We start from the raw sequence: 24,107 nt of genomic DNA, 5'->3' as shown, positions 1-24,107 counted from the left end.
CAATTTGCCGCTTTTCTAATTAGTTGATTATTAATTTCTTTATGACCGAATTTGAATCGATGGTTACTCGAACTAAGTACGTTCCTTTTGCACTATTTGGCAGCGTAATTTCTGATTTGGTACTGTTCTCTTCACTGAAAATTTTCTGACCAATAATGGAATAAATTTCGATAGAATATATTTTATTCGAATTGTTGATTGAGAAATTTCCATTCGATGGATTTGGATAGAGAGCAATATCATTTATATCTAAAGTGACACTGGTTTTTGGTGTTTTTTCAACCATACGACTTCCTAAATTATTACAAGTATCCGAAGTGTAAGAATCCCATTGGGTTGTTTTATTGAAAGTAGTCGTTGGAGACGTAACGGTAGCTTTTCTTCTGATTGTTTCGTCAGCGGCAAAGTTTGCAGTTCCGCCGTTAAAAGTTCCAATGATGTCAATTAGGACTCCATTTTTGAATAAACCTACGGCATCATTTCCATTAAAAGTCATTTCAGTTGCTGAGGTAGATAGGTTTGCAGAACTTATAGGATAACAGCTAGAAGCCATTGAGCTATTTACAATAGTGAATTTACTGCCATTATTCAAAGTTCCTGTTAGGGCTAACCCTGTACTCCAAGCACCGGCTCCATTCGTTTGTTTTTTGATGCGATAAATAGAGAGGCTGATTGCTGCACCCGTTGCATTTGAAATCTCCAACGCTTTATTGTTTGATGAGCCTTCAATATATTCTGAAAACAATAAATCGGTTGCTGTTGCCCCCCCGCCTGTGGCACTAGTTGTCACATTTACCGTGTTACTTGCTCCAGAAATATTCCCTGCAGTATCTTTAGCCTTCACCGAGAAAGTATAGGCTGTTGAAGCTGTTAATCCAGTGATAGTAGTTGTTGTTCCGGTTACTGTTGTTTTTAAAACACTGTTCATGTACACATTGTATCCAGTTACTCCAATATTATCAGAGGAAGCATTCCAACTTAATGAAACGGAATTTGATGTAGTTGCAGAAGCTACTAAACTCGTTGGGGTAGAGGGTGCTTGTGAATCAGCCGTTGGATTCCAAATAGACTGTACATATTCAGGATGATCTATGTAAGGATTTCTATTGTTTTGAGAGGCATAAATAGCATTGTTGCGGTCAATTTCTCTAACACTTACCGGATCTTGATTGTGCCATGTTATAAGCAGGTTCAAGAATGCAGTTGAAAATACTTGGTTACTGGTTCCATTGAACATAGCATAAGAATAACCCGAAACAGTATTTTCATAACGGGTAGCAAAATAAAAATACATTCGAGCAATATCACCTTTAAATTCATTGATTGGTTCGAAAACTGTTCCAGAGTATCCAGCAGTAGTACTCGCTCCAAGTTTACCTCCATTTAAGGACGTCCAAGTTGGAGAAGCTACCGTTCCGTGCGGATAATTAGAACGTTGTCCGTTTACTTTCCCGTCTGTAGGGGTTATAAAATGAGCATCTGAGACCATTGGAGCTGCGGAACCAAAAGTAGACTGCGGAATGATATGTTCTCTATTGTAGCAATCACCTTCGGTACTATAACTACCACATCGTTGGGTGGTACCGGCTGAATAATTGTAAGGATCCGTTCCTGTGGGATTTTCAGAATACATATCTAATATAGTAGCATCATTTTCAAAGTAATAATCCCTGTCTGAGGTCTGGTAAATAGTATACAAGCCCGAATATCCGTTATCGGTATGTCCTTTGATGATGTTGTATAATTGTGTTTTTAAGGTGTAGCCCGTTCCGGAAGCACTCGTGTAATAGCCATTTGGTATTTGTGCAATACCAGCAGTGAAGAATAGCAATAATAATACAGAGTAGATTTTTTTCATAATTTAAAGTTGTTTTGGGTTATTGGGGTTGTTACAATTTTAAAAACTTGATTTCCAAATCTTAAAATACTGAAGACACGCAAATTTATAACTTTTTTGACGGTTTATGTTAAGGAATTATGAATATAATTATGATTTTCTTAACATAATTATAAACGTATTGTGATGTCATAAACCAATTTTATTATTTGAATAAACTGTTTAATGACGTGATATGGCGTAATGCAGAGCGGTTTATTTTGGGAACACTTTGTTTTGGTAAGCGCCCAAATCTGGAGGTAAAGTCCTCGTGTTTCCTAAAATATCTAATGGAATCAGATACGCCGTGTTTCCTTTAGCGAAAGCGGCAGAAGTTTCGTCAATATTGAATTTGTTCTGTGACACATTTAGAAATTTTGGGTCCTTATTCAAAATTATGACATTGTAATGTGTTGGATCTGTATTGAATTGATAATTAGGATTCGTTGTAAATAGGTTGGATACGTTATCAAATTTAAGCAAACAATTGTTGAATTGGTATTCGAAAGCAGCGCCTGTTTTTTTGCTTAAACTCATTTCGTTTGAGTACGACCCATAGATGATGCAGTTGTTGAATGTTGCTGCTGTCAGATCTTTTACTTCCGGAACTACTCCCAAAATATAATTACTGACAAAAACTGCCACTTGCTGTGAACTGTTCCAGTTATTATTGAAGGTACAATGTGTAAACGAATAATTCCCTCCATAAGAACAGGCTAAACTCGCTTGTCCGGCATTATTGATAACTAAATTTTCTCCGTTAATTTTTGCGGTCTGCGCCAAAATTCCGTAGTTACTGCTATTGTAAATTTGGGTGTTTTTGATAGAAACGGTTGTGCCATCATTGTTTTGAATCAATAATCCAATAGTAGCATTTTTAATGGTGAGGTGATTCAACTTATTATTGGTACTGCCATCGGTAAGCCAAATGGTACCCCATTGTCCCGGTACATCCGAAAAATCAGGTTCTAATCGGTCACCTTCAAAAATGACTTCATTTTCTAGTTTATCGGTTGTTGACAGTGTTCCATTAATATTTACAGAGGCATTATTGGCTACAATAAGTCCAGAATTAGCATGGAAATGAACTCTGGTTCCTGCTTCAAAAGTGGCCGTTTTATTAGAAGCAACAGCTGCGTAGCCATAAATCACATACGGTTTATCATTGGTAAACAGTAATTCATTTCCATTTACGGGATCATTTTCATCAAGATAAAATCCATCGATTTTTTCGTCTCCAATAGGAAGTGTTTCAGTCGTTCCATCGGCAAAACGTTTTGGATAAAGGAAAATAGCGTCTTGTATAAGTGTTACCAGCTCTACATTTTGGAGGTTTTCGCCACTGTCAAACTGAATTTGATCGGTGTATAAAAAATCACTTGCGTTTGCATCAGTGATATTAGCAGTGGTTTCTATAAAAATATACAAACTGTCTTTCGCTAAAAGATTGATATTATTGAAAATTTTTCCGTTTGTTCCCTGCATTCCATCAACAGTCATTCGGTATTTTGAGTTTAATCCTTTACCTAATTTAATGCTTGGAATAGTGATGTCCTTTTTACTTTTGTTGTACACTTTGAGTCGGTATGTACTGGAACCTATGTTGGTAAAAACGGTATCTAAATATATTGTGTCTTTCGAAAATTTCAAATCGCCAGTGCTTGCTACAGTCTCAAAATCGGAACGACAGGAAAAAATAGAAAGCAATATTCCAATAAAAAACAGTAATGTGATGGGACGCATTTAGTTGTATTTTTTGTAAAAATAGGAAAAATCTAATAGTATTGGGAATGATTTTAAAATTGAATTTAGAATAACAATTGCATTTACTATTTTGTGACTTATCTTTTAATTATTTTTACATTTTAAAAAGCTACTCTATGACATTAGATAAAGATAAAATGCTTGAATACTGTAATCAGTTTTCAAAAAACACGTTGATGGAAACTTTAAATATTGAATATATAGACGCTGGCGAAGGTTTTTTAGTGGCTAAAATGCCTGTAAACTCATCTGTTCATCAACCCATGGGATTGTTGCATGGTGGTGCTTCGGTGGCTTTGGCCGAAAGTGTGGGAAGTGCCGCTTCTCATTTTTTTATTAATGACAAAGAGCAGGAGGTACGCGGAATCGAAATTTCGGCGAATCATTTAAAAAGTATTCGTGAAGGATTTGTTTTTGGAACGGCACGAATTATTCACAAAGGAAGAAGCCTGCACCTTTGGGAAATTAAAATCACGGATGAAGAAGGAAATTTGGTGTCGCTTTGCAAATTGACGAATATGGTTTTGACCAAAGAAAAAAATAAAAATTGACTGTAGTTTTTCATTGATATCCATTTAAAAAATTTAGTATATGATTGATTTTTTTATAAAAGTAAAACAGCAAAAAGCTCAAAATTTACCTTTTGTATTATACAGAAAACCAAATGATATCAAGTTAGTTGGTTTTTTTCAAAATAATGACCATTTATATTTTGCTGAAAATTTTGAAGAAACAGGTTTTGTTTTTGCTCCTTTTGAAGGCAGCCAAATGATACTTATCCCTAAAAATCAGTCTGTAAAATGGGAAGCCCTGATTACTTCTTTTAAAGAAAATGAGGATTCTAATTTCACAGATTCAGAAGATAGGCTAGCTAAAGAACATTTTGAAAAGCTTGTTCAAAAAGGGATTGATGCTATTGCAAAAGGGACTTTGAAAAAAGTGGTTCTATCCAGGAAAGAAATCGTTGATTTATCAAATTTTGATTTAGTTTCAATTTTTGAAAAATTAATCCAAAGTTATCCAACTGCTTTTTGCTATTGCTGGTTTCATCCAAAAATAGGATTGTGGTTGGGCGCTACACCTGAGCGATTGCTGAAGGCCAATAATAATACGTTTGATACGATGGCATTAGCCGGAACGCAAAAACTACAAGGTGCGAAAGAAGTAGTGTGGGAGAAAAAAGAAATGGAAGAACAACAGTTTGTTACCGATTTTATTTTGAATAATCTAAAGAACCTGACTTCTGAGGTGGCGGTTTCCAGCCCATATACGTTACAAGCGGGAACTTTAGCGCACATTAAAACAGATATTGAAGGGGTCATAAATGAGAATTCAAGTTTGAAACAAGTAGTTTCCGTTTTGCATCCAACACCCGCCGTATGCGGATTGCCAAAAGAGGCCGCTAAAGTCTTTATTTTAGAAAATGAGGGTTATGACAGAGAATATTATACTGGTTTTTTAGGCGAATTAAACAAGGAAGGATTTAACAAAGAAGAATTAAAATCCGATTTGTATGTCAATTTGCGCTGTATGCAAATCAAGATTGCTTCGAATCTCGCAATGACACAAGCACATTTGTATATGGGGTGCGGTATTACAAAGGACAGTATTCCAGAAAATGAATGGAAGGAAAGTATCAATAAATCGGCGACAATGAAAAGGGTATTGTAGGAGGAGTGAATAGTGAGAAGTGAATGTTAATAATAAGATATTGTGATTCAATAATGATAGCAATAAGTAATAAAGAGTAATAAAGAGTAATAAAATGAAATTAGATATATTGGCTTTTGGTGCGCATCCTGATGATGTGGAATTGGGTTGCGCAGGAACCATTTTAAAAGAAATCTCCTTGGGAAAAACGGTTGGGATTATAGATTTGACTCGTGGCGAACTGGGAACGCGCGGTTCAGCTGAAATCAGAGATCAGGAAGCGAATGCTGCTGCCAAAATTCTGGGTGTTTCAGCACGTGAAAATTTAGAAATGCGAGATGGGTTTTTTGTAAATGATGAAAAGCACCAACTGGAAATCATAAAAATGATTCGAAAGTATAAACCGGAAATTGTTTTGTGTAATGCGATTGATGACCGTCATATTGATCATAAAAAGGGAAGTAAATTGGTTTCGGATGCTTGTTTTTTATCTGGATTGATGAAAATTGAAACTACATTAGAAGGGGAGAAACAAACTGCTTGGAGACCAAAATTAGTCTACCATTACATACAGTGGAAAAATATAGAGCCGGATTTTGTGGTTGATATTACAGGTTTCACCGATAAAAAAATAGAATCTATTTTGGCTTACGGTTCTCAGTTTTATGATGCCAATTCCAATGAACCGGAGTCACCAATAACCAGTAAAAACTTCTTAGAAAGCCTGAATTACCGTTCCAGAGATTTAGGAAGGCTCACTGGAGTCGATCATGCGGAAGGTTTTACTGTAGAAAGATATTTGGCAGTCAATAGCTTAGGAGATTTGATATAAATTTCATGTAATTTTTTAAAAAAAATATTTGCAGAAGTAAACTTATGTCGTATATTTGCCACCGCTAAGCAAATGGTGGTTGTAGCTCAGTTGGTTAGAGCATCGGTTTGTGGTACCGAGGGTCGCGGGTTCGAGCCCCGTCTCCCACCCAGAAAGCAAAAGCTTCGAAGAAATTCGAGGCTTTTTTTGTGGGATAAAGTTTCGTGAGATTATAAGTGATATTTTATTGGCTTGAATATTGTAAAAGGAAATAGTATCACAGTGCAATCATAGAAGTCATGTAGGATTTCATTATCAAATAAATTAAGATAATAGCTTTTAGGCCGTACATTCTCCCGTTAAGGGTTATATTCTGTGTTTTACAGAAATCGTATTTTCTTTTGTGTATCTTTGAAAGCATTGTGTAGTTAAATCAACCGAAAATAAGCTTTCAAAATTTTAAATATTATTTACATCATTTAATGGAAAACGAGAAAATTAATTCTAAAATTCTTAAAAGTAATTACATTCCAACAGCTGAGTTTTACAGCCAAATAATAGATAGTTTACAAGATTATTCGATTTTTACTCTTGACAATGAATTTATAATTAATAGCTGGAGTTCCGGAGCATCAAAAATCTTTGGTTATGAATCAGATGAAATTATAGGAGAACATTTTGATATAATTTTTAGAGAAGAAGACAAACAAAATGGTATTCCTAAAAATGAAATTGAAACGGCGTTAAAAGAAGGAAGAGCAACAGATAACAGATGGCATATTTGTAAAGACAAGAGTGAGTTTTATGCTTATGGTTTGGTTTTTCCACTTACAGGAATAGATGGAGCGCTATTAGGATATGTTAAAATCCTTCGCGACTTAACCGAAAGAAAGAAATCTGAAGATGCCATAAAAAAATATGTAAAAGATCTGGAAGATCTAAATACACATAAAGAAAGTGTTCTTGCTATACTTTCGCATGATTTGAGAAGTCCATTATCCAGTATTATTGCTACAACAGGATATTTGAAATCAAATTTCGAAAGGATGAAGCCGGATACAATTAAAGAAATGCTCGAGCTTCTTTACAAAGGATCAGTAGATGAGTTAAATATGTTAGACTACTTAGTCGAGTGGGCGAGAATAAAATACGCGGCAGAAGTGTTTTCTCCACGGAAAATTGAGCTTGTTGAGTATGTACAAAAAGTTTTTGATACACTAAATGATACTGCTTCTTTAAATACAATAAATCTGCATCATGATATTAAAGAGAATACCAGCGTTTTTGCAGATGGAAAAATGTTACTCTCTGTTATCCAAAATATAGTTTCTAATGCTATTAAGCATTCACTACCAGGAGGAGAAGTTGCCGTTTCTGCAAAAATTAATGATGATAAAATAATAGTTCAAATAAAGGATTCCGGTGTAGGTATGTCTAAGGAAATCCAAGACAAACTTTTTACACCACAAGTGAATATACTTTCAAAAGCAAGGATAGAAAACAAAGGTGCCGGGATAGGATTATTATTAGTGAAAGGATTTTTAGAAAAAAACGGTGGTGAAATATGGGTTGAAAGTATTGAAGGAATAGGCTCTTCTTTTTATTTTACGTTGCCTCTTGAGGAACCTTTAAATAAAATTGATTGTGCAGATAAAATAGAATTTGACGAAAGAGTTTAAAAAATAATTGACCAAAAAAAAGAGCTTTGAAGTGATTCAAAGCTCTTTTTTTATTGGGTTTGCACAAGGGATAGCAGTGGAAATCCTTTTCTATCCTTTCAGGGTTTTACCCTGAAGGGATAGAAAAGATTGTAACGAATAGCCTGACCACGCTGAAACGCTAGTGAAAGCGTGGATGTGCCCAAATGCTCAATCTATTTTTTATCTACGATAGGTCTTTCGGTACGGTTTGCCAGTTCCCAAGCGGTTACAAATGCAAATTGAGCTCTTTTTGTTAACGCGTCGTATTCAATTTTGTCCGGACTGTCCGTTGGTTTGTGATAATCAGCATGCACACCATTAAAAAGGAATACAGAAGGAACTCCGTTTTTAGCAAAGTTGTAATGATCAGAGCGCTCATAGAAATGGTTTGGATCTTTTGGATCATTGTATTTGTAATCTAAAACCAAATTTGTGTATTTAGCGTTTGCAAGGGTACAAATGTTATCTAAATCAGTTGATAATCGGTTTGCGCCAATAACGTATACGTAATTATTGCTGTCAGCATGTGCTTCATCACGACGGCCTATCATGTCAATATTGATATCTGTAATAGTGTTCGCTAAAGGAAACAAAGGATTTTCTGAGTAATATCGGGAGCCATGCAAGCCATGTTCTTCTCCGGTAACGTGAAGGAACAGCACGGAGCGTTTTGGACCGTGTCCTTCTTTTTTAGCGATTTGAAATGCTTGGGCAATTTCAAGTAAAGCAACTGTTCCTGAACCATCATCATCAGCGCCGTTATAAATCTCTCCATTTTTTGCGCCTACGTGATCGTAATGGGCAGAAATCACAAGCACTTCATTTGGTTTCTCAGAACCTTCAATATAGGCCCAAATGTTTTCGGAATCCGGTAAGTTTTCATTGCGTTTTGCATTTAAGAAAGCAGCCGGAATTTTTTGGTAATAGTCAGAAGCACCAGTAGGAAAGGGAACGGAGTTTTTCTTATATTGATCGATGAGGTAAACACCTGCTTTCTTTTGTCCCACAGATCCTGTCTCACGTCCTTCCATTTCATCTGAAGCTACAATGTAAAGGTGTGTTTTTAATTCGTCAGCGGTAATTGTATTCATGTATTTTGTAGGGTCGGTATTTGCTGTACTAATTTTTTGAGTGGTACAGCTTATGGTCAAAACTACCAGTAGACCTAATAAAGGGATTTTTTTCATATTGTTTAATGTAAATTGATAAATGTATAAATGGCAAAAAGTGATACTATAATTATGATTAGTATGAAGTTAATGAAAAACAGCAGGCTGCTTTTTATAAATGAAATGAAGCGTGTCTCACCATAAAAACGATGGTGTGCCGGAAAGAAATAATAAATCATCCATCCGATTCCTATGAAATTACTGATTATCTGTATGAAAGAAACAAGGCTTAATTCTGCAAATGGTGACAATCCTTTGTTAATTAGGAACAATACCAAAAAGATCAATAATAAAAAAGAAAAGTAATGTAATGTAAAAATACCATGATCAAAGTAATACCAGCGTTTCTTGTTGTGGAAAAGCCACAGAAAAAAGGCAAATATAGGCATGAAAACAAAAAGGACTTTTGGTAAATTATGGGTAAAGGAGCTTATGAATTTTTCAATAATTTCGCTTTGTGTATTTTTTTCTTTAACTATTTGGATTTTTTTATTAATCCAATAGTTAAAATCGGACATCTTTTCTGATTTGGGTGCATTTTTTTGAATAGAGTCCAATTGTTCCACGGAATCATATCCAAACTTTATTAACTCGCCATCCTCTTTTGAAGCAGTTTGGCTTTTTTTAAGTGAATCATTTTGGGATATGGTATTCTGAAATGATTTGTTTTTAGTGGTAATGGTAGATTCCTTTTCGAGGTTTTTTTCTGGTGAATTGATTTCACTGGGGAAAATGGCAATTAATAGGAACGTGATAAAACTTATAAAGATGTACAATCTAACTGGAGCCAAATAAGACAATCGTTTTCCGGAAAGGTATTCCTTAGTCAGCGCTGAAGGTTTGAATAAAAGATTTTTTATGGTTCTCCAAAAAGCATTTTCATAGTGAGTTAAATCCTCAAAAAAATGAATAAAGAGGTGATGAAACGTCTTTCGGGTGTCAGTATTTTCTTGTCCACAATTAGGACAGAATCTATTTTCTACCACATATCTGCAATTGAGACAGGTTTTGTCGTTTCTGATTTTACTTTTTGACATAAAAAAACAGTATGAATTCTAGACTTTTTATTGAATTTCAATCTATAAAACTAACAAAAAAACCGAACTTATACTGTTTTTAAAAAATTATATTTAATAAATTATTTCAAAACTTCTTTTAAGAAAGAATTCATGCGTTCCCAAGAGCGTTTAGCTGCTTTTTCGTTGTAAGCTGCTCCTTTAGAATTATCGTTTCCTGCTTCAGGATCTGTAAAAGCATGAACTGAATTAGCGTAATAAATCATTTCCCAATCTGCTTTTGTATCTCTCATTTCTTGTTGAAAAGCGGCTACTTCTGCAGCTGGAACATAAGTGTCATCTGCGCCGTGAAGCACTAAAATTTTTGCAGCGATAGGAATGTTTACTCTTGAAGCATCACGTCCTAAACCACCGTGAAAAGAAACTGCTCCTCGAATTTTCATTCCTGCTCTTGCTGCTTCGAGAACACCAGTTCCGCCAAAACAGTAGCCTATCACAACAATATTATCTGGATTTGCACCTGCTTTTACTAATTGATCTAAAGAGAGTTGAATGCGTCTTTGATAATCTGCTACATTGTTTTTGTAAAAACCGGCTTGCTTTCCAGCTTCTTGAGTGTTTGTTGGGTAGTTTCCTTCGCCATAAATATCAGCTACAAATGCATAATATCCCAAGCTTGACAATTTCTCAGCTGATTGTTTTGCGTGTATATCGATTCCTTTCCAAGCCGGAAGTATAAGAATTCCAGGTTTAGTTTTGCTGCCTTTTTTTGGAACAATGGATAAGCCATTTAATTTTTGAACACCATCAGTGTATTTAACGGATTTCAATTGTGCAAATGAGCCATTGGAAAACAATAGAAATCCTAAAAGGAAAAAGAAAATATTTTTCATATTTGTTTTGTTTATGTTACACAAATATCTTAAATAATTTGCCATAAAGGGGGTACTATAATTTTTTTTCTTTTATAACGGAATACTTAATTTTGATTGTTAAGGCATAAAATAACTATTCACCGGGATGATAGGTCTTTTCGGCATTTTTTTGAACATCATCTTTATAGAATAATACATCTTTGAATTGTCCTTTTCTATACATTTCAGCTTGATCGTAAAAATGTTTTGATGTTGGATCTCCGCTGTTTCCGCCTGCCAGTAATGATTTTGCTTTTATTTTTGTTCCAAATTCTACCGCGCACACAAAACTGTTTCCGTTAGTTCCGTAGCGCTTTTTGGTGTCTTTTTGATAATTACTTTTAAAAGCCGGTAAACTACCCCAAAGCGCCGGCCCATAACTAATAGGTAAACTTTCCAAGGCATCATTGTATATCATAGTAATGTCACCGGAAGTTCTCTGGAAACGGTTGATTTCTCCCCAAGGAATTTGCCAGGTTCCAAATTTGCTTTTCAATTCGTTTATCACCATTTGTAGTTGAGGCACCAATTGGTCTGGTGTAGCGATTTTTGCAAAATTTAGGGTGTTTTCAACTTGATCCATATCGCCTTCATCGATGTACACTTTTTGAATAATTGGGTCTAATTTATATCCCCATTCTACAGCTAGTGTTGTGGCCACAGAATTTTCTTGTGCATAATAATCCCAATTTTTCAATAAGGTTATTGGTCCCAATAATTCGGAATAAAGGACATTGTCTTTACTGATGTTTTTTTCGAAACTGGCAACCAAGGATGGAATTAAAAACTCAAAGGCTGTCAGTTTTGTGTCATAACCATCGGCAATTACTTTGTCTAATGTATAGGTATTGCCTTTGCTTAATAATCGAATAGCATTTAGGCCTCTGAAACTTTCTCCATCGGGAGCCATGTAAGGCAAGTAGTTTTCCTCTTTTGGACTATTATCACCAGCTACTGTATAAGGTGTAGAATTACAATTTTGCAGCCAGCCGTTTGTGGGATTGTAGGAATGAACCGTTTCAGAAACTTCATGTAATCCTTTCCACTGCGTTACCGACGTTGTGCCGTCCATCACTTTTGACCAATTCAGTTTTTTGTCTCGAATGGGAATAAAGTTTCCATGCCAGTATGCGATGTTCCCTTCTTTATCGGCATAAACGGTATTGTTTGAGGTATTGGCTTTTAAATCCATTGCCTTTTTATAATCCTCAAATCCTTTTGATTTTGTTCTTACCCAACTTTGTTCCAGACTTTTCATCGAACGATTATTCGATTTTAAGCTAATCCATTTTCCGTCTCTTTTGGCCATAATTGGTCCGTGGTTGGTGTAATAGGTATTGAATGTTTTAGGAATTAGTTTTCCGTTTTCTAGGTACTTGATGGTTATTTTTTTTTCGATAACGGGAACTAATTTATTGTCGTATTCATAAAATAGTTTGTTGTTTTTGGTCACGATTTTCTCAGCATAGATATCTGCGACATCGACATTTGATGAGGTATGCATCCAACCACAGTTTTCGTTAAACCCTTGGTAAATAAAAAATTGACCCCAAGTTACCGCTCCATATGCACTCAATCCTTCTTCACTGCTCATTTGTATTTCAGGTCGGAAATAAAACGTAGTGTGCGGGTTGATGTACAAAATAGCATTTCCCGAAGCAGTTTTTGAAGGTGCAATTGCAAATCCGTTAGAGCCTGTTTGCACGTCTTTTTCTCGTTCAATGTAGGCCACTTTATCTGTGTTTCCGGAATAAAAAGCTTTCAATTCTCCTGTAGTAAGTCCGGCGGTGCTTATGGCGCCAATACTGCCGTCCGTCCAAAGTAATGGATACCAAGGTTCAAAATGAGTCAATAAAGCGGGTTTGACCTCGGGGTGATTGTGCAGGTAAAAGTTGATTCCGTCGGCATAACTGTTTAATAATTTTTTCAACCAAGGCGCTGCTTTTTTATAATCAGCTTTCGCTTCATTGGTATCAATCAAAAGTTTAATTTCTAAATCATTATACAAAACAGATTGTCCTTTGATTTCGGAAAGTCTTCCCAATTTTTCGATATAATTCATTTCTATCCGTTTGAAATCGTCTTCACATTGCGCATATAGCATTCCAAAAACGGCATCAGCATCGGTTTTACCATATACGTGTGCAATCCCCCAATTGTCTCTGATGATGGTCACTTGTTGCGCCAGTTTTTTAAGCCTATCTATTGCTGCAGCTGTCGTGTTTTGTGAGAACATTGGAAAACTAAAGCAAAAAATTAAAACTGCCAGTGGTAAATGGTTCTTGAAGTGTTTCATTTTTATGGAATATTATGTTAGAGACTTACATTTCGTTTAAAAGCACAACCGAGTTCAATTATAGAATCGGTTTTGGCAATTCCAGGAATATTGTCTATTTTTTCATAAAGAACTTTTCGCATGTGTTCATGATCTTTGGCAATGATTTTTATATAAAGGGTAAAAGATCCGGTGATGTAATAGCATTCCGTTATTTCCGGAATATTTTTCAATTCTTCAATAATTCGGTCAGAATCTTGATCTTTATTTAAGGTAATTCCAGTAAAAGATCCCCAATCATAACCTATTTTCTTTTCATTAATCACGGGTTTTATTCCGGTAAGTATTCCTTGTTCCGTTAATCTATTGATGCGCTGATGCACCATCGTGTTTGATATTTTCAGATTGGCTGCGATGGCAGAATAAGCCATTCTTCCGTCTTTCTCTAATTCCTTGATAATATTGATATCAAATTCGTCTAATATATCCATATTGTTTTAATTATAAATGATGCTTTTGTGTTCGTATAAAAGTACTTATTTTTATTTATTTCGAAATGCAGCTGTAAATCGAATTAATTATTTAAAAATGACTTATTTTTAATCAAAATTAAAGTAATATTTTTAAATAATATCTTTTTAAAAGTCAAAATATTTATTTTTATTGGTAAATTAAAAAAAAATAGTAATTTTGTGCTTTATTATATTAAAATAGAAACACCATGACACATACAGAACAAAACCTTTCTTCAAAATCTGAAGCGCTGATAGCAAAAGAGAATCAATATGGAGCTCACAATTACCATCCTTTACCTGTAGTTTTAGAAAGAGGCGAAGGTGTTTATGTTTGGGATGTAGACGGAAAAAAATATTATGATTTTTTATCGGCTTATTCTGCCGTAAATCAGGGACATTGTCACCCAAAAATTGTTGGCGCCATGGTAAAACAAGCGCAAACATTGACATTGACTTCACGTGCTTTTCATAATGATCAACTGGGACCGTATGAAGAATATGTGACCAAGTATTTTGGTTTCGATAAAGTGTTACCCATGAATACTGGTGCTGAAGCGGTTGAAACAGCTTTGAAATTATGTCGAAAATGGGCGTATGAGATAAAAGGCATCCCTGAAAATGAAGCACAAATTATCGTTTGTGAAAACAATTTTCACGGAAGAACAACAACAATTATTTCATTTTCGAATGATGAAAGTGCCCGTAAAAACTTTGGACCTTTTACAGCCGGATTTATCAAAATTCCATATGATGATGTTGAAGCATTAGAAAACGTATTAAAAACGAACAAAAATATTGCAGGATTTTTAGTGGAACCAATTCAGGGAGAAGCGGGGGTTTATGTTCCTGCCGAAGGATATTTAGCAAAAACTAAAGCGCTTTGTGAAGCACATAATGTTTTATTTATTGCTGATGAAGTGCAAACAGGAATTGCACGTACAGGAAAATTATTAGCCGTAAATCATGAAAATGTACAACCGGATATTTTAATTTTAGGAAAAGCGATTTCGGGAGGTGTTTATCCGGTTTCGGCTGTTTTGACTAATGATCACATTATGAATGTCATTAAGCCTGGGCAACACGGTTCTACTTTTGGAGGAAATCCTATTGCTGCTGCTGTCGCTATTGCTGCGCTTGAAGTTGTAAAAGAGGAAGATTTGGCACAAAATGCCGCTTACTTAGGGGAAGTTTTAAGAACCGGACTTAACGAGATTGCTTCTAGAAATTCATTAATCACATTGGTTAGAGGTAAAGGATTATTGAATGCGATTGTGATTAATTGTGATGAAGAATCTGATTTGGCTTGGAATATTTGTATGAAATTCAGCGAATATGGATTGTTGGCAAAACCAACACATGGTAATAAAATCCGTTTAGCTCCACCATTAGTAATTACAGAATCTCAAATTCAGGAATGTTTGGATATTATCGAAAGAGCATTAAACGATTTCAGATAATTTAAGTACAATGGGAAAAGCAATAAAATTAATAAAGAACAGATCCGATATTGGAGCTGGGACACGAGGCTCTGATTTGGGAATTGATGCTATCGAAATTGCTGCAATCAATAAGAGCAGCGATTATTTTAATCAATTTGAATTTGAAGATGTAAAAACGCACAACGAATCCATATACGATAAAAACCGAAGTTCTTCTGCTAAAAGAATTGAGCATGTTGTGGAGCAATGCACCAGAGTTTGTAATGCGGTAAAGAAAAACTTAACGGATAATTTTTTTCCAATTGTATTGTCAGGAGATCATTCTTCGGCATTAGGAACAATAAGTGGTATAAAAGCGGCTTATCCAGAACAAAATGTAGGAGTAATTTGGATTGATGCCCATGCTGATTTGCATTCGCCTTACACTTCGCCATCGGGAAATATTCATGGAATGCCTTTGTCAGCGGCTCTTGCTGATGATAATTTGAGTTGCCAGAATAATGAAGTGGCTCCGGAAACCCAACAACATTGGGAGGAGATGAAAAATATAGGATATAAAGGGCCAAAAGTTTTAGCTGAAAATCTGATTTATTTTGGTGTCCGCGATACGGAAGCAGCAGAGGACAAGCAAATTGAAAAGTTGCAGATCAAAAACTATAAAGTTGATGAGGTACGTTTCAGAGGATTGCAAACGTGTGTCGCCGAAGCTTTATCAAAATTAACGCATTGTGAAGTTTTGTATATCTCTTTTGATGTGGATTCCATGGATTGCGATATGATTTCTTATGGGACAGGTACTCCGGTTCCCAAAGGATTTGATCAGTACGAAATAATTGCAATTATCAATCAAATTATTCAAACCAAAAAGGTTGTTTGTATTGAATTTGTGGAGGTGAATCCATTATTGGACACCAAAGGAAACAAGATGGCTGAAACTGCTTTTGAGGTTTTGGAAGCCATTACTTCAACACTTCTTCTTCCTATTGAATAAATTTATCTGAGTATTAAGTTTGCAAAGAAGCCCAAAATCTACAATTAGATTTTGGGCTTCTTATTTGAATGGATAAAATTTAAAGTAATATCAGTTCCAAAAAATTATACTATGATCTTTTCAATACAGAAATATTAGGCTATCAATTAGTATTTTTAGGAGGTTCAAATATTTACACAATAAATAATCCCGCAATAGCAACTGCTTGATCCGTAGTCAGGGGTTCATCATAGGATTCTGATCCTGCTTCTGCACCAAATAATGATGATGTGTCATAACCTGCTTGAATGATATTTTCCTCACCATTGTAGACTGCTTGCGTTGCCTCAGGCATTCCTGCACCTCTTTGATTTAATGTAATCCATCCTCTTAAACCACGTAATCTTCTTACTTCGGAGGCGTGGCGTGCTTCAACAGAATGAATCTGTAATGCGGCGGTCAACAAATCTGGGGCAGATATTAAATTACCGGCCTGACCCTTATAAGCTCTAACACCTGTATCTTCAAAAGCCTGAGCTAAAGCTAAAAATGTAGGATAATGATTAAACGGGTCAAAAGCGCCACCAACAGTAAAGTCAAATGTTGGTTTCTCAACAAAATTTGGACTTCCCACGCCTCCTAAACCATTAATTAAAAAGGTAACGTGATCGGTTTCATGGTCTGAGATCTGCATAAAAACTTTTTCATCTCTTCCTCCGGTAGGAATTACGCCAGATTCTAATCCCATGATATAATATTCTTTTTCAAGATATTCCAATGTCAGTGCTAGCTGTAATGCTCCTATAGGGTTGCTTGGTGTAGGTTTTATTTTTCCAGCATAAGCTACATTTGTTAGTGATGAAAGCCCAAATGGAATTGAGGCAAGGGCTAAATTTTTTCCCAGTTGACTTATTTTCCCAAAACTATCTCTTCTTGATCCTTTACTTTGCATTAATTCTTCATTAGTAAAAGACTCTATAAATTTTAATATGTTCATAATTTCTAATTTTTTTTAAATGTTATGTATTACGGTAAGTATAAAGCGGTAAAAGTTGTTGTGATAAACCCACTTGCAATTGCAATCACTTCTGATGGATTTTTCTTTACATCAAGTCCTGTTGTAGTATCAACAACATCATCTCCTGCAAAATCTTTAGAATTTGGATTTATTAAACTCCTAATCGCAGATGCATGTCTTGCTTCAACCGAAACTATTTTACCTGCTAGAAGTAAATAATCGGGATTGCTAATTAATCTTCCAGCACCATTGTAAGCTGCTACACCTGTATCTTCTAATGCTTTGGCAGTAGCTAATACCTGTGAACGACTACTGAAATTTAAACTTCCATAATCAAATTCTAAATTAGGGAGTAATTGTTTTTTTGGATTAGGAAGAGCTCCAGTCAAGGCTGTTTTAAAGAATTCGCGGTGAATTACTTCATGATGGTATAAATCCACCAATACCTGTTGATCCTCAGCGGTAAAATTGCTTGTGAATCCACTTGCATTTACAACTTTAGTATAAAAATCTGCTTCTAATTGTTCCAGAGCATACGCATAAGTCAATACACCTAAGTCTCCTGCACCTAAATCAAACACACCATCTTTGGTTCCTGGAAAATGACCTTGTCCATATTTAGCTGTAAGGTTGTTACTATTTGGACTAAGAATTAAATCGTCGTCATTGTTACAACTAGATAATAATAAACCGCTGCCCAAAACGGTAAGTCCGCTAATTTTAAGGAATTCCCTCCTGTTTTTGATAGAAGAATTTACTTCTTTAATCTGTACTACATTTTTCATAATTTAAACATTTAAAAAGTTATTAATTGTGTTAATAAATGATTTAGTAGGTGTATTATATTTGAGAATATTTTCTGATAGGGGTATTTTATACAGGTTTTATTTAATAGTTATAATGTAATTTCGATAAACATAATTATTAATCGGGGTAAGTATACTAATTCAGTCGTTTAGGTAGGCTGACTTTTTTAAAACTGCTATTTTTTTTGAGGGATATAAAAATAATAAAAAAAACTAATAAAATAAAATTAAGTAACTAAAAATCAAAAACTTACTGTTATTTTAAAGAAAAAACTCACCTATTGATTAATCCTTTTTTATGCTTTTATTTTTGGATTAAAATATACTTAAGTAATGCTGTTTTCAATAGAAATTGTCTTCGATAATGATATTATTGTATATCAAAGTTTGAGATGGTGAAGGTGCCTGTTTATTTTTACGTGAAATTGATGGAATAGATTATTGGTGTTTTGTGTTAACATAAAAAAAACCAAAATCTAAATTGATTTTGGGTTTTTTATCTTTTATAAGAATTATGCGGAATCAATTGTGATGTGGTAGTAAGTGATTTTGATTTAAAATGTAAATTGTTATTATGTAATTGATTTTTGAGACTAATAAAATCCTAAATTATTTCTAAATGGGCTATCTTGCTAAGTATTATTGATGGCAGTTACAATTTTGCCTCTGATTTTTAAAGTAATGTTGAAATAAGAAATAAAAAAAAGTAATGAATAAAGTAGTTAATTTTATTGATCTACATAGCGGAGAAGAAGACAAGAAAAAAGTATTAGATAATGTAAAGTCAAACATTTCTTTCCGAGGTTCCAATTTATGGATTTTAGCTTGTGCAATTGTAGTGGCTTCGGTTGGCTTGAATGTAAATTCAACTGCCGTAATCATTGGAGCGATGCTTATTTCGCCTTTAATGGGGCCAATTATTGGAGCTGGCTTTGGTTTAGGGATTTATGATTTTAATTTACTCAAAAGATCACTTAAGAATCTTCTTATTGCCACTGTTGTAAGTTTGGTGGTTTCTACGATTTACTTTTTTTTAAGTCCTTTTAAAGATACACAATCAGAACTTTTAGCAAGAACATCACCTAATATTTATGATATTTTCATCGCATTTTTTGGAGGACTTGTTGGAGTAATAGCCATGACTAGGGTAGAAAAAGGGAATCCTATTCCAGGAGTTGCCATCGCAACGGCGTTGATGCCTCCTTTGTGTACGGCGGGTTATGGCTTAGCTTTGGGCAATTTTAAATTCTTTTTCGGCGCTATGTATTTGTATACTATTAATTGTGTTTTTATTTGTATTGCAACCTTTATAATTGTAAAATATTTAGAATACCCAATTGTTAAACAAACGAATTTAAAGGCTGAAAAGAGAGTTAAGTATATGATTTCTTTTTTGACTTTAGCTTTGATAGTACCGAGTATCTTTTTTGCGTATCAGCTTTTCCAAGAAAAAAAATATAAACAAAAAGTAGAACTCTTTTTAAAAGTAGAGTTTATTGATAAGGGATTTACGGTTCTGTATAAAAAAACGCAGTTTACTTCAAACCCAAAAAAAATAGATATTGCTTTTTTAAGAAAGAGACTTGATAAGAATGAAATAAAAGAACTTAACGGAAAATTGAAAACGTATGAATTGAACAATACGGTATTAAATATTATTCAAGATACGACCGACTTAAAGCAGGATATTCTGAATGAAATTACTTTTAACAATAAAACCATGAGTCAGAAAGATTTGATTATTGCCAAGCTGCAAAGTCAAATTACTTCTTTAAAATTCGATAATAATGCTATTTTGAATGAAACAAAAATACTGTTTCCTGAAATTGAAAATATTGCCATTGCAAATCATATATTTAATGAAAACCAGTCAACCAAAAAAGTGATTACTGTAGTGCTATATGAAAGTAAAAATGAGCTGAATACTGCCGAAAAACAAAAACTGAGAGCATGGCTAAAGAACAAATTCAAGACTGATGTTGTAGAAATTTATAAAAGACAATAATGTTTTTAGTCTAATTAAAATACATCAACACTGATTCACAGACTTTAATACTCTGAAAGTCAGTGTTGATTTTGTCAGTCCATTAGGCTTTAAGTCTACAGGGCAAATTTATGGGTTTCAATCTATAGAGGTTTAGTTTCTGTTCTTAATCCAGATTTAGTATAATATTTTTTCTTCAACCAAAAAGCGACGTTTACCAAGATTATCAAAGCCGGGACTTCTACTAATGGTCCAATAACACCTGCAAATGCTTGTCCGCTATTGATGCCAAAAACGCCAATGGAAACAGCAATTGCCAATTCGAAATTATTTCCAGATGCAGTGAATGATAGTGCAACGGCATCTCTATAATTGGCACCTATTTTTTTTGAAACAAAAAACATCAGGAAAAACATAATGGTGAAGAAAATGACAAGCGGAATAGCAATTCTAATGACATCCAGTGGCAAATCAACAATCATTTCACCTTTTAAACTGAACATGACTACAATTGTAAATAGTAAAGCAACTAAAGTAATGGGAGAAACAAAAGGAATAAATTTTTGATTGAACCATTTGTCACCAATGAATTTCTTTATTACATAACGGCTAATTACTGCTAATGCAAATGGAATTCCTAAATAAATTCCGACAGTTGTAGCAATTTCAGCAATGGTAATATTTAATTCCAATCCTTTTATTCCAAATAAAGGCAACATGATTTCCAAGTAAAAATACGCATACAAACTAAAAAAGAACACTTGGAGCAAACTATTAATCCCGATTAAGCCAGCTGTTAATTCCCTATTTCCCTCGGCTAATTCGTTCCAGACAATCACCATTGCAATGCAAGGCGCAATCCCAATTATAATTAAACCCATCATGTATTCCGGATAATCTTTCAAAAAGAATGTTGCCAATGAAAACATTAAAAACGGACCAACAATCCATGTGATTAAAAAAGAGGCGGTCAGTAGTTTTGGCTTTTCAAACATTAAAGGAATTTTTGAAAAATCAATTTTAGTCAATGGCGGATACATCATCAATATTAATCCGATTGCCAGAGGAACATTGGTCGTTCCGCTTGAAAAGGAATTGATAAAACTACTGCTGGACGGTATAAAATAGCCAATAGAAACGCCAATTATCATTGCTAGAAATATCCAAAGTGTAAGGTAGCTATCGAGAAAGTTTAATCTTTTTTTATGTAATCCCATTAGTATGATTTGATTTGGGAGAATATATAAAACATTTCGGTTGCAATTTGCAAACTGCGTTCCTGATATTTTTCTGCTTGTTGTGGTGTATTGTCAAATGCTTTCGGGTCTTCAAATGTGATTGGAATACGCTTTTCAGCACCTGCAATAAATGGGCAACCTCCATCAGCTTGTGAGCAAGTCAATATTGCTGCAAATTCACTTTTAGGATTGAAATCGTCATCATAGGTTTTAGAAAAACCAATAATGGAATGCTCATTTTCAGCATATTTTATGACATAAATTGGATTGTTTCCTGCTGCAATGGTTTTGATTTTAAACCCCGACTGCTCTAATGTTTTTGCAACCATAGGGAACAAAGCGGTTGCTTCGGTACCACCAGAATAGCAAAATACATTTTTTATATTGAAATGTGACGCTGCTGTTTGTGTCCAAACTTGTGATAAATGACTTCTTCTGGAATTATGCGTGCAAATAAAGTTTAGCCTAACTTCTTGATGGTTGGTAACTTTATTTTGAATAAAATCAATAAGCGGTTGCAAAGTTGTTTTACGTTCTGTAGCTATGCTTTCAAAATCAAAAGCACGGATTGCTTTTTCGATTGCTGGAAACAGGATGGTTTTGGTTAAGGCCATTTTATAGTATTAAAATTAGCAACAGTTTCCTCCAGGAGCACAGCTATTAGGCTGACCTGATATTTCGGATAATTTCACTTTTTGTTTTTCTGCTGGAATGCCACATTGATCTTGGGCTAAGCAAGCCGTTTGTTTGTTTAATAAAGTGAACGCTGTTCCGTTGAAACCAATGTCGTATTTACCAATAGTTTCAGCTTGATATTCTACTTCAATTTCATAATCTTCAATTCCCAATATTTTTTCTGAAAGAGCGATGATGTTCAAAAGTTTTTGTGGTTTTAAGCGGTGTTCAAAGTCATTGGCATCCCATAATTGGAAATTTACAACGGTTTCTTTTCGAACTTTTCCACCGCAGTCAATAAAGTTTTTGGTGATTAAACCCACCTCAGTTACGTGAAAATGTTCTGGAACATAAGTCCCGTTTGGCAATACAAAAGCAACGTTATCTAGTGTGTTCAACTGTTTTTTAATTTCTGATAATTTCATGATTCTTTTTTATTTGAAAATTAACAACATTGATTTTTTCTGTTTTCTAAATGAGTATTTACTTGTTGAAAAAAGCCTTTTATTTTATTGAAACCCTCTTCGTTGAGGCAATAACAAATGGAATTTCCTTCAAAATTGCCTTTTATAAGTCCGGCATTTTTTAATTCTTTTAAGTGCTGCGAAACGGTAGGTTGGGCTAGAGGCAATTCGTTTACAATATCGCCGCACACACAACTGTTTACTTTTATGAGATGTTGGATAATTGCAATACGGGCAGGATGACCAATGGCTTTCGCTAATATTGCCAATTCATTTTGCTCGTCTGTGAAATGTTCTGTTTTAGTAATCCCCATCGCTATATTTTTATATAGCAATATTACGATATATATATGTAACAAACAAATTTTAATGTTTTTTTAGGAGAAAACTATATTGTAGGCAGTTTTAAAATTAATTTATGAAAATTAAAGCTCAAATAAATCTTTTAGAATGCCTTTAAAGCCCATTGATTTCACTTTGTTTTCAATAGCATTGATCAATACTATTTGGATGTTAGAACCGTGAATTCTAGTGGAAAGATTTCTATATTCAACAACATATATGGTATTCTATCTAACTCCAATATGCTGGATTTAATTTCTATCAAATCTGCTTCTTACATAGGATTTGTTCCAAAAACCCGACCATGATTCCCCAGTATTACATTGTTTTTTAATGAGTTATGTTTTTATTGTTTTAAATTAGTAATAGGGTTGGTGACTGGTTAAGTTATTTAAAGTTAGTCGTTTATGCGGAATAATTTATGGTATTTAAGTCAGTTTTATTTAAAAATGTTTAACTTAGTGTATTGAAAATCAATTAAATAAATGTAAAATGAATAATAGAGACGATAAATTGAATTTTGACAAAAGAAAACCGTGTAAGAAAGATAAAAATGCAATCCCGGATTCTCTTTTATATCCTCCAAGCGAAGATATATATAGCCAATTCCATAAAGAAATGGAAATAGACCCAGAAGATCTTTCTAAAAAGAAGGTACCTGTTGAAATAAATAATATCCGGGAATTGAATGAAAAAAATTTCGAAGAGGATGTTTCTGGCGGGGATTTAGACATTCCTGGCTCAGAATTAGATGATGAAATGGAAAACTCGGGAAATGAAGATGAAGAAAATAACCATTATAGTATAGGTGGTGATAATCATAGTAATTTAGATGAGAATTCTGGAGATAAAATTTAGTGAGTGGATTTGTCGTAAGTTTTAAATACTAATCTTATTGATCATGTCTTTGAGTGAATACAATCAAAAGCGTAATTTTAATTCCACAGCCGAGCCCGAAGGGAAAATTAAGCAATCAACTACCGAATTGATTTTCGTAGTGCAAAAACATGCGGCCTCTCATTTGCATTATGATTTTCGATTGGAAATGGATGGTGCGCTAAAAAGTTGGGCCATACCCAAAGGACCGTCTATGAATCCGGCTGATAAAAGATTGGCAATTATGGTGGAAGACCATCCTTACAGTTATAAAGATTTTGAAGGCACTATTCCAGAGGGAAATTACGGCGCAGGGAATGTTATCGTTTGGGATAATGGAACGTATACTTTGACTGATGAAGATGGATTAGATAAAGTTGAAAATAAATTACAATCCGATTTACAAAAAGGACATCTTAGTTTTATTCTTAATGGAAAAAAACTGAAAGGCGAATTCGCATTGGTAAAACTAGAGACGAAACAGGAAAATACCTGGCTTTTGATAAAGTCAAAAGATCAATATGCAAATGATGAAGATGTTTTGCAGCAAGACAAATCTATACTTTCTAATATGACATTAGAGAGTATGGAAAAGAAGGACGGTT

The 24,107-nt window shown here is 34.3% G+C and carries 22 protein-coding genes and 1 tRNA gene; 10 read left to right on the top strand and 13 right to left on the bottom strand.

The genetic code is table 11. From position 1 onward, the window contains the following. Positions 1-19: 19 nt before the first annotated feature. A complete protein-coding gene (locus E0I61_RS09975) occupies positions 20-1,858 on the bottom strand; it encodes an endonuclease (RefSeq protein ID WP_132071156.1) in 1,839 nt (612 codons plus the stop codon). 234 nt (positions 1,859-2,092) lie between these two features. Further along, entirely contained in the window at positions 2,093-3,619 is a 1,527-nt protein-coding gene (locus E0I61_RS09970) for a hypothetical protein (protein WP_132071154.1), read from the bottom strand. A 137-nt stretch (positions 3,620-3,756) separates the two neighbouring features. On the opposite strand from E0I61_RS09970, the gene E0I61_RS09965 reads away from it, so the two are divergent. From E0I61_RS09965 to E0I61_RS09945, 5 genes are all read left to right on the top strand, one after another. Continuing rightward, positions 3,757-4,191 carry a PaaI family thioesterase gene (locus tag E0I61_RS09965; protein WP_131994949.1) on the top strand — a complete coding sequence of 145 codons (435 nt, stop codon included), beginning with the start codon at positions 3,757-3,759 and terminating at the stop codon, positions 4,189-4,191. Positions 4,192-4,231: 40 nt separating this feature from the next. Continuing rightward, positions 4,232-5,311 carry an isochorismate synthase gene (locus E0I61_RS09960; RefSeq protein WP_132071152.1) on the top strand — a complete coding sequence of 360 codons (1,080 nt, stop codon included), beginning with the start codon at positions 4,232-4,234 and terminating at the stop codon, positions 5,309-5,311. 94 nt (positions 5,312-5,405) lie between these two features. Beyond that, positions 5,406-6,122 carry a bacillithiol biosynthesis deacetylase BshB1 gene (gene bshB1 / locus E0I61_RS09955; protein ID WP_132071150.1) on the top strand — a complete coding sequence of 239 codons (717 nt, stop codon included), beginning with the start codon at positions 5,406-5,408 and terminating at the stop codon, positions 6,120-6,122. Positions 6,123-6,196: 74 nt separating this feature from the next. Continuing rightward, positions 6,197-6,272, top strand: a tRNA-His gene (locus E0I61_RS09950). A gap of 311 nt (positions 6,273-6,583) precedes the next feature. Then, positions 6,584-7,780: a PAS domain-containing sensor histidine kinase gene (locus tag E0I61_RS09945; protein ID WP_132071147.1), complete on the top strand. Its 1,197-nt coding sequence runs from the start codon at positions 6,584-6,586 to the stop codon at positions 7,778-7,780. 194 nt (positions 7,781-7,974) lie between these two features. Here E0I61_RS09945 and E0I61_RS09940 read toward each other — a convergent pair whose 3' ends face one another. The 5 genes from E0I61_RS09940 to E0I61_RS09920 form a co-directional block, all read right to left on the bottom strand. Beyond that, positions 7,975-8,988, bottom strand: coding sequence for a M28 family metallopeptidase (locus E0I61_RS09940; protein WP_132071145.1), 1,014 nt, complete (start codon positions 8,986-8,988; stop codon positions 7,975-7,977). 5 nt (positions 8,989-8,993) lie between these two features. After that, positions 8,994-10,007, bottom strand: a complete 1,014-nt coding sequence (locus tag E0I61_RS09935) for a DUF3667 domain-containing protein (protein ID WP_132071143.1) — start codon at positions 10,005-10,007, stop codon at positions 8,994-8,996. A 101-nt stretch (positions 10,008-10,108) separates the two neighbouring features. Beyond that, positions 10,109-10,879, bottom strand: a complete 771-nt coding sequence (locus tag E0I61_RS09930) for a dienelactone hydrolase family protein (RefSeq protein WP_132071141.1) — start codon at positions 10,877-10,879, stop codon at positions 10,109-10,111. Positions 10,880-10,994: 115 nt separating this feature from the next. Next, positions 10,995-13,196 (bottom strand): penicillin acylase family protein, encoded by a 2,202-nt coding sequence (locus E0I61_RS09925; protein WP_235832101.1) that lies wholly within the window; start codon positions 13,194-13,196, stop codon positions 10,995-10,997. 17 nt (positions 13,197-13,213) lie between these two features. Beyond that, a complete protein-coding gene (locus E0I61_RS09920) occupies positions 13,214-13,666 on the bottom strand; it encodes an Lrp/AsnC family transcriptional regulator (RefSeq protein WP_131994970.1) in 453 nt (150 codons plus the stop codon). A gap of 230 nt (positions 13,667-13,896) precedes the next feature. Between E0I61_RS09920 and rocD the strand changes: the two genes are divergently transcribed. Beyond that, positions 13,897-15,147: an ornithine--oxo-acid transaminase gene (gene rocD / locus E0I61_RS09915; protein WP_131994972.1), complete on the top strand. Its 1,251-nt coding sequence runs from the start codon at positions 13,897-13,899 to the stop codon at positions 15,145-15,147. Positions 15,148-15,157: 10 nt separating this feature from the next. Then, entirely contained in the window at positions 15,158-16,120 is a 963-nt protein-coding gene (locus E0I61_RS09910) for an arginase (protein ID WP_131994975.1), read from the top strand. Between the two features lie 172 nt (positions 16,121-16,292). On the opposite strand, the gene E0I61_RS09905 is transcribed toward E0I61_RS09910, so the two are convergent. Beyond that, positions 16,293-17,096, bottom strand: a complete 804-nt coding sequence (locus E0I61_RS09905) for a ferritin-like domain-containing protein (RefSeq protein ID WP_131994978.1) — start codon at positions 17,094-17,096, stop codon at positions 16,293-16,295. A 29-nt stretch (positions 17,097-17,125) separates the two neighbouring features. Beyond that, entirely contained in the window at positions 17,126-17,902 is a 777-nt protein-coding gene (locus E0I61_RS09900) for a ferritin-like domain-containing protein (protein WP_131994981.1), read from the bottom strand. 730 nt (positions 17,903-18,632) lie between these two features. Here E0I61_RS09900 and E0I61_RS09895 point away from each other — a divergent pair. After that, complete coding sequence (locus E0I61_RS09895) at positions 18,633-19,928, top strand: TIGR00341 family protein (RefSeq protein ID WP_132071139.1); 1,296 nt, start codon at positions 18,633-18,635, stop codon at positions 19,926-19,928. Positions 19,929-20,050: 122 nt separating this feature from the next. Here the strand turns inward: E0I61_RS09895 and arsB are convergent, their stop codons facing one another. The 4 genes from arsB to E0I61_RS09875 are packed head-to-tail and all read right to left on the bottom strand — an operon-like array spanning position 20,051 to position 22,598. Next, positions 20,051-21,124, bottom strand: coding sequence for an ACR3 family arsenite efflux transporter (arsB, locus tag E0I61_RS09890; protein ID WP_132071137.1), 1,074 nt, complete (start codon positions 21,122-21,124; stop codon positions 20,051-20,053). After that, on the bottom strand, positions 21,124-21,759 hold the full coding sequence (locus tag E0I61_RS09885; protein ID WP_205728754.1) for an arsenate-mycothiol transferase ArsC: 636 nt from the start codon (positions 21,757-21,759) through the stop codon (positions 21,124-21,126). The genes arsB and E0I61_RS09885 overlap by 1 nt, the downstream gene beginning before the upstream one ends. A gap of 15 nt (positions 21,760-21,774) precedes the next feature. Next, positions 21,775-22,245, bottom strand: a complete 471-nt coding sequence (locus tag E0I61_RS09880; RefSeq protein WP_131994990.1) for a DUF6428 family protein — start codon at positions 22,243-22,245, stop codon at positions 21,775-21,777. Positions 22,246-22,265: 20 nt separating this feature from the next. Beyond that, positions 22,266-22,598 carry an ArsR/SmtB family transcription factor gene (locus tag E0I61_RS09875; protein WP_131994992.1) on the bottom strand — a complete coding sequence of 111 codons (333 nt, stop codon included), beginning with the start codon at positions 22,596-22,598 and terminating at the stop codon, positions 22,266-22,268. A gap of 520 nt (positions 22,599-23,118) precedes the next feature. On the opposite strand from E0I61_RS09875, the gene E0I61_RS09865 reads away from it, so the two are divergent. Both E0I61_RS09865 and E0I61_RS09860 read left to right on the top strand, forming a co-directional pair. Further along, entirely contained in the window at positions 23,119-23,484 is a 366-nt protein-coding gene (locus E0I61_RS09865; protein ID WP_132071135.1) for a hypothetical protein, read from the top strand. A 43-nt stretch (positions 23,485-23,527) separates the two neighbouring features. Beyond that, the coding region (locus E0I61_RS09860) for a DNA polymerase ligase N-terminal domain-containing protein (RefSeq protein WP_317126170.1) at positions 23,528-24,107 on the top strand (580 nt) is incomplete at its 3' end.

Source organism: Flavobacterium ranwuense (assembly GCF_004349315.1).
Classification (GTDB): domain Bacteria; phylum Bacteroidota; class Bacteroidia; order Flavobacteriales; family Flavobacteriaceae; genus Flavobacterium; species Flavobacterium ranwuense.
The sequence above is the reverse complement of the archived record's forward strand: the minus strand, read 5'-3'. Positions and strand labels throughout refer to the sequence as shown.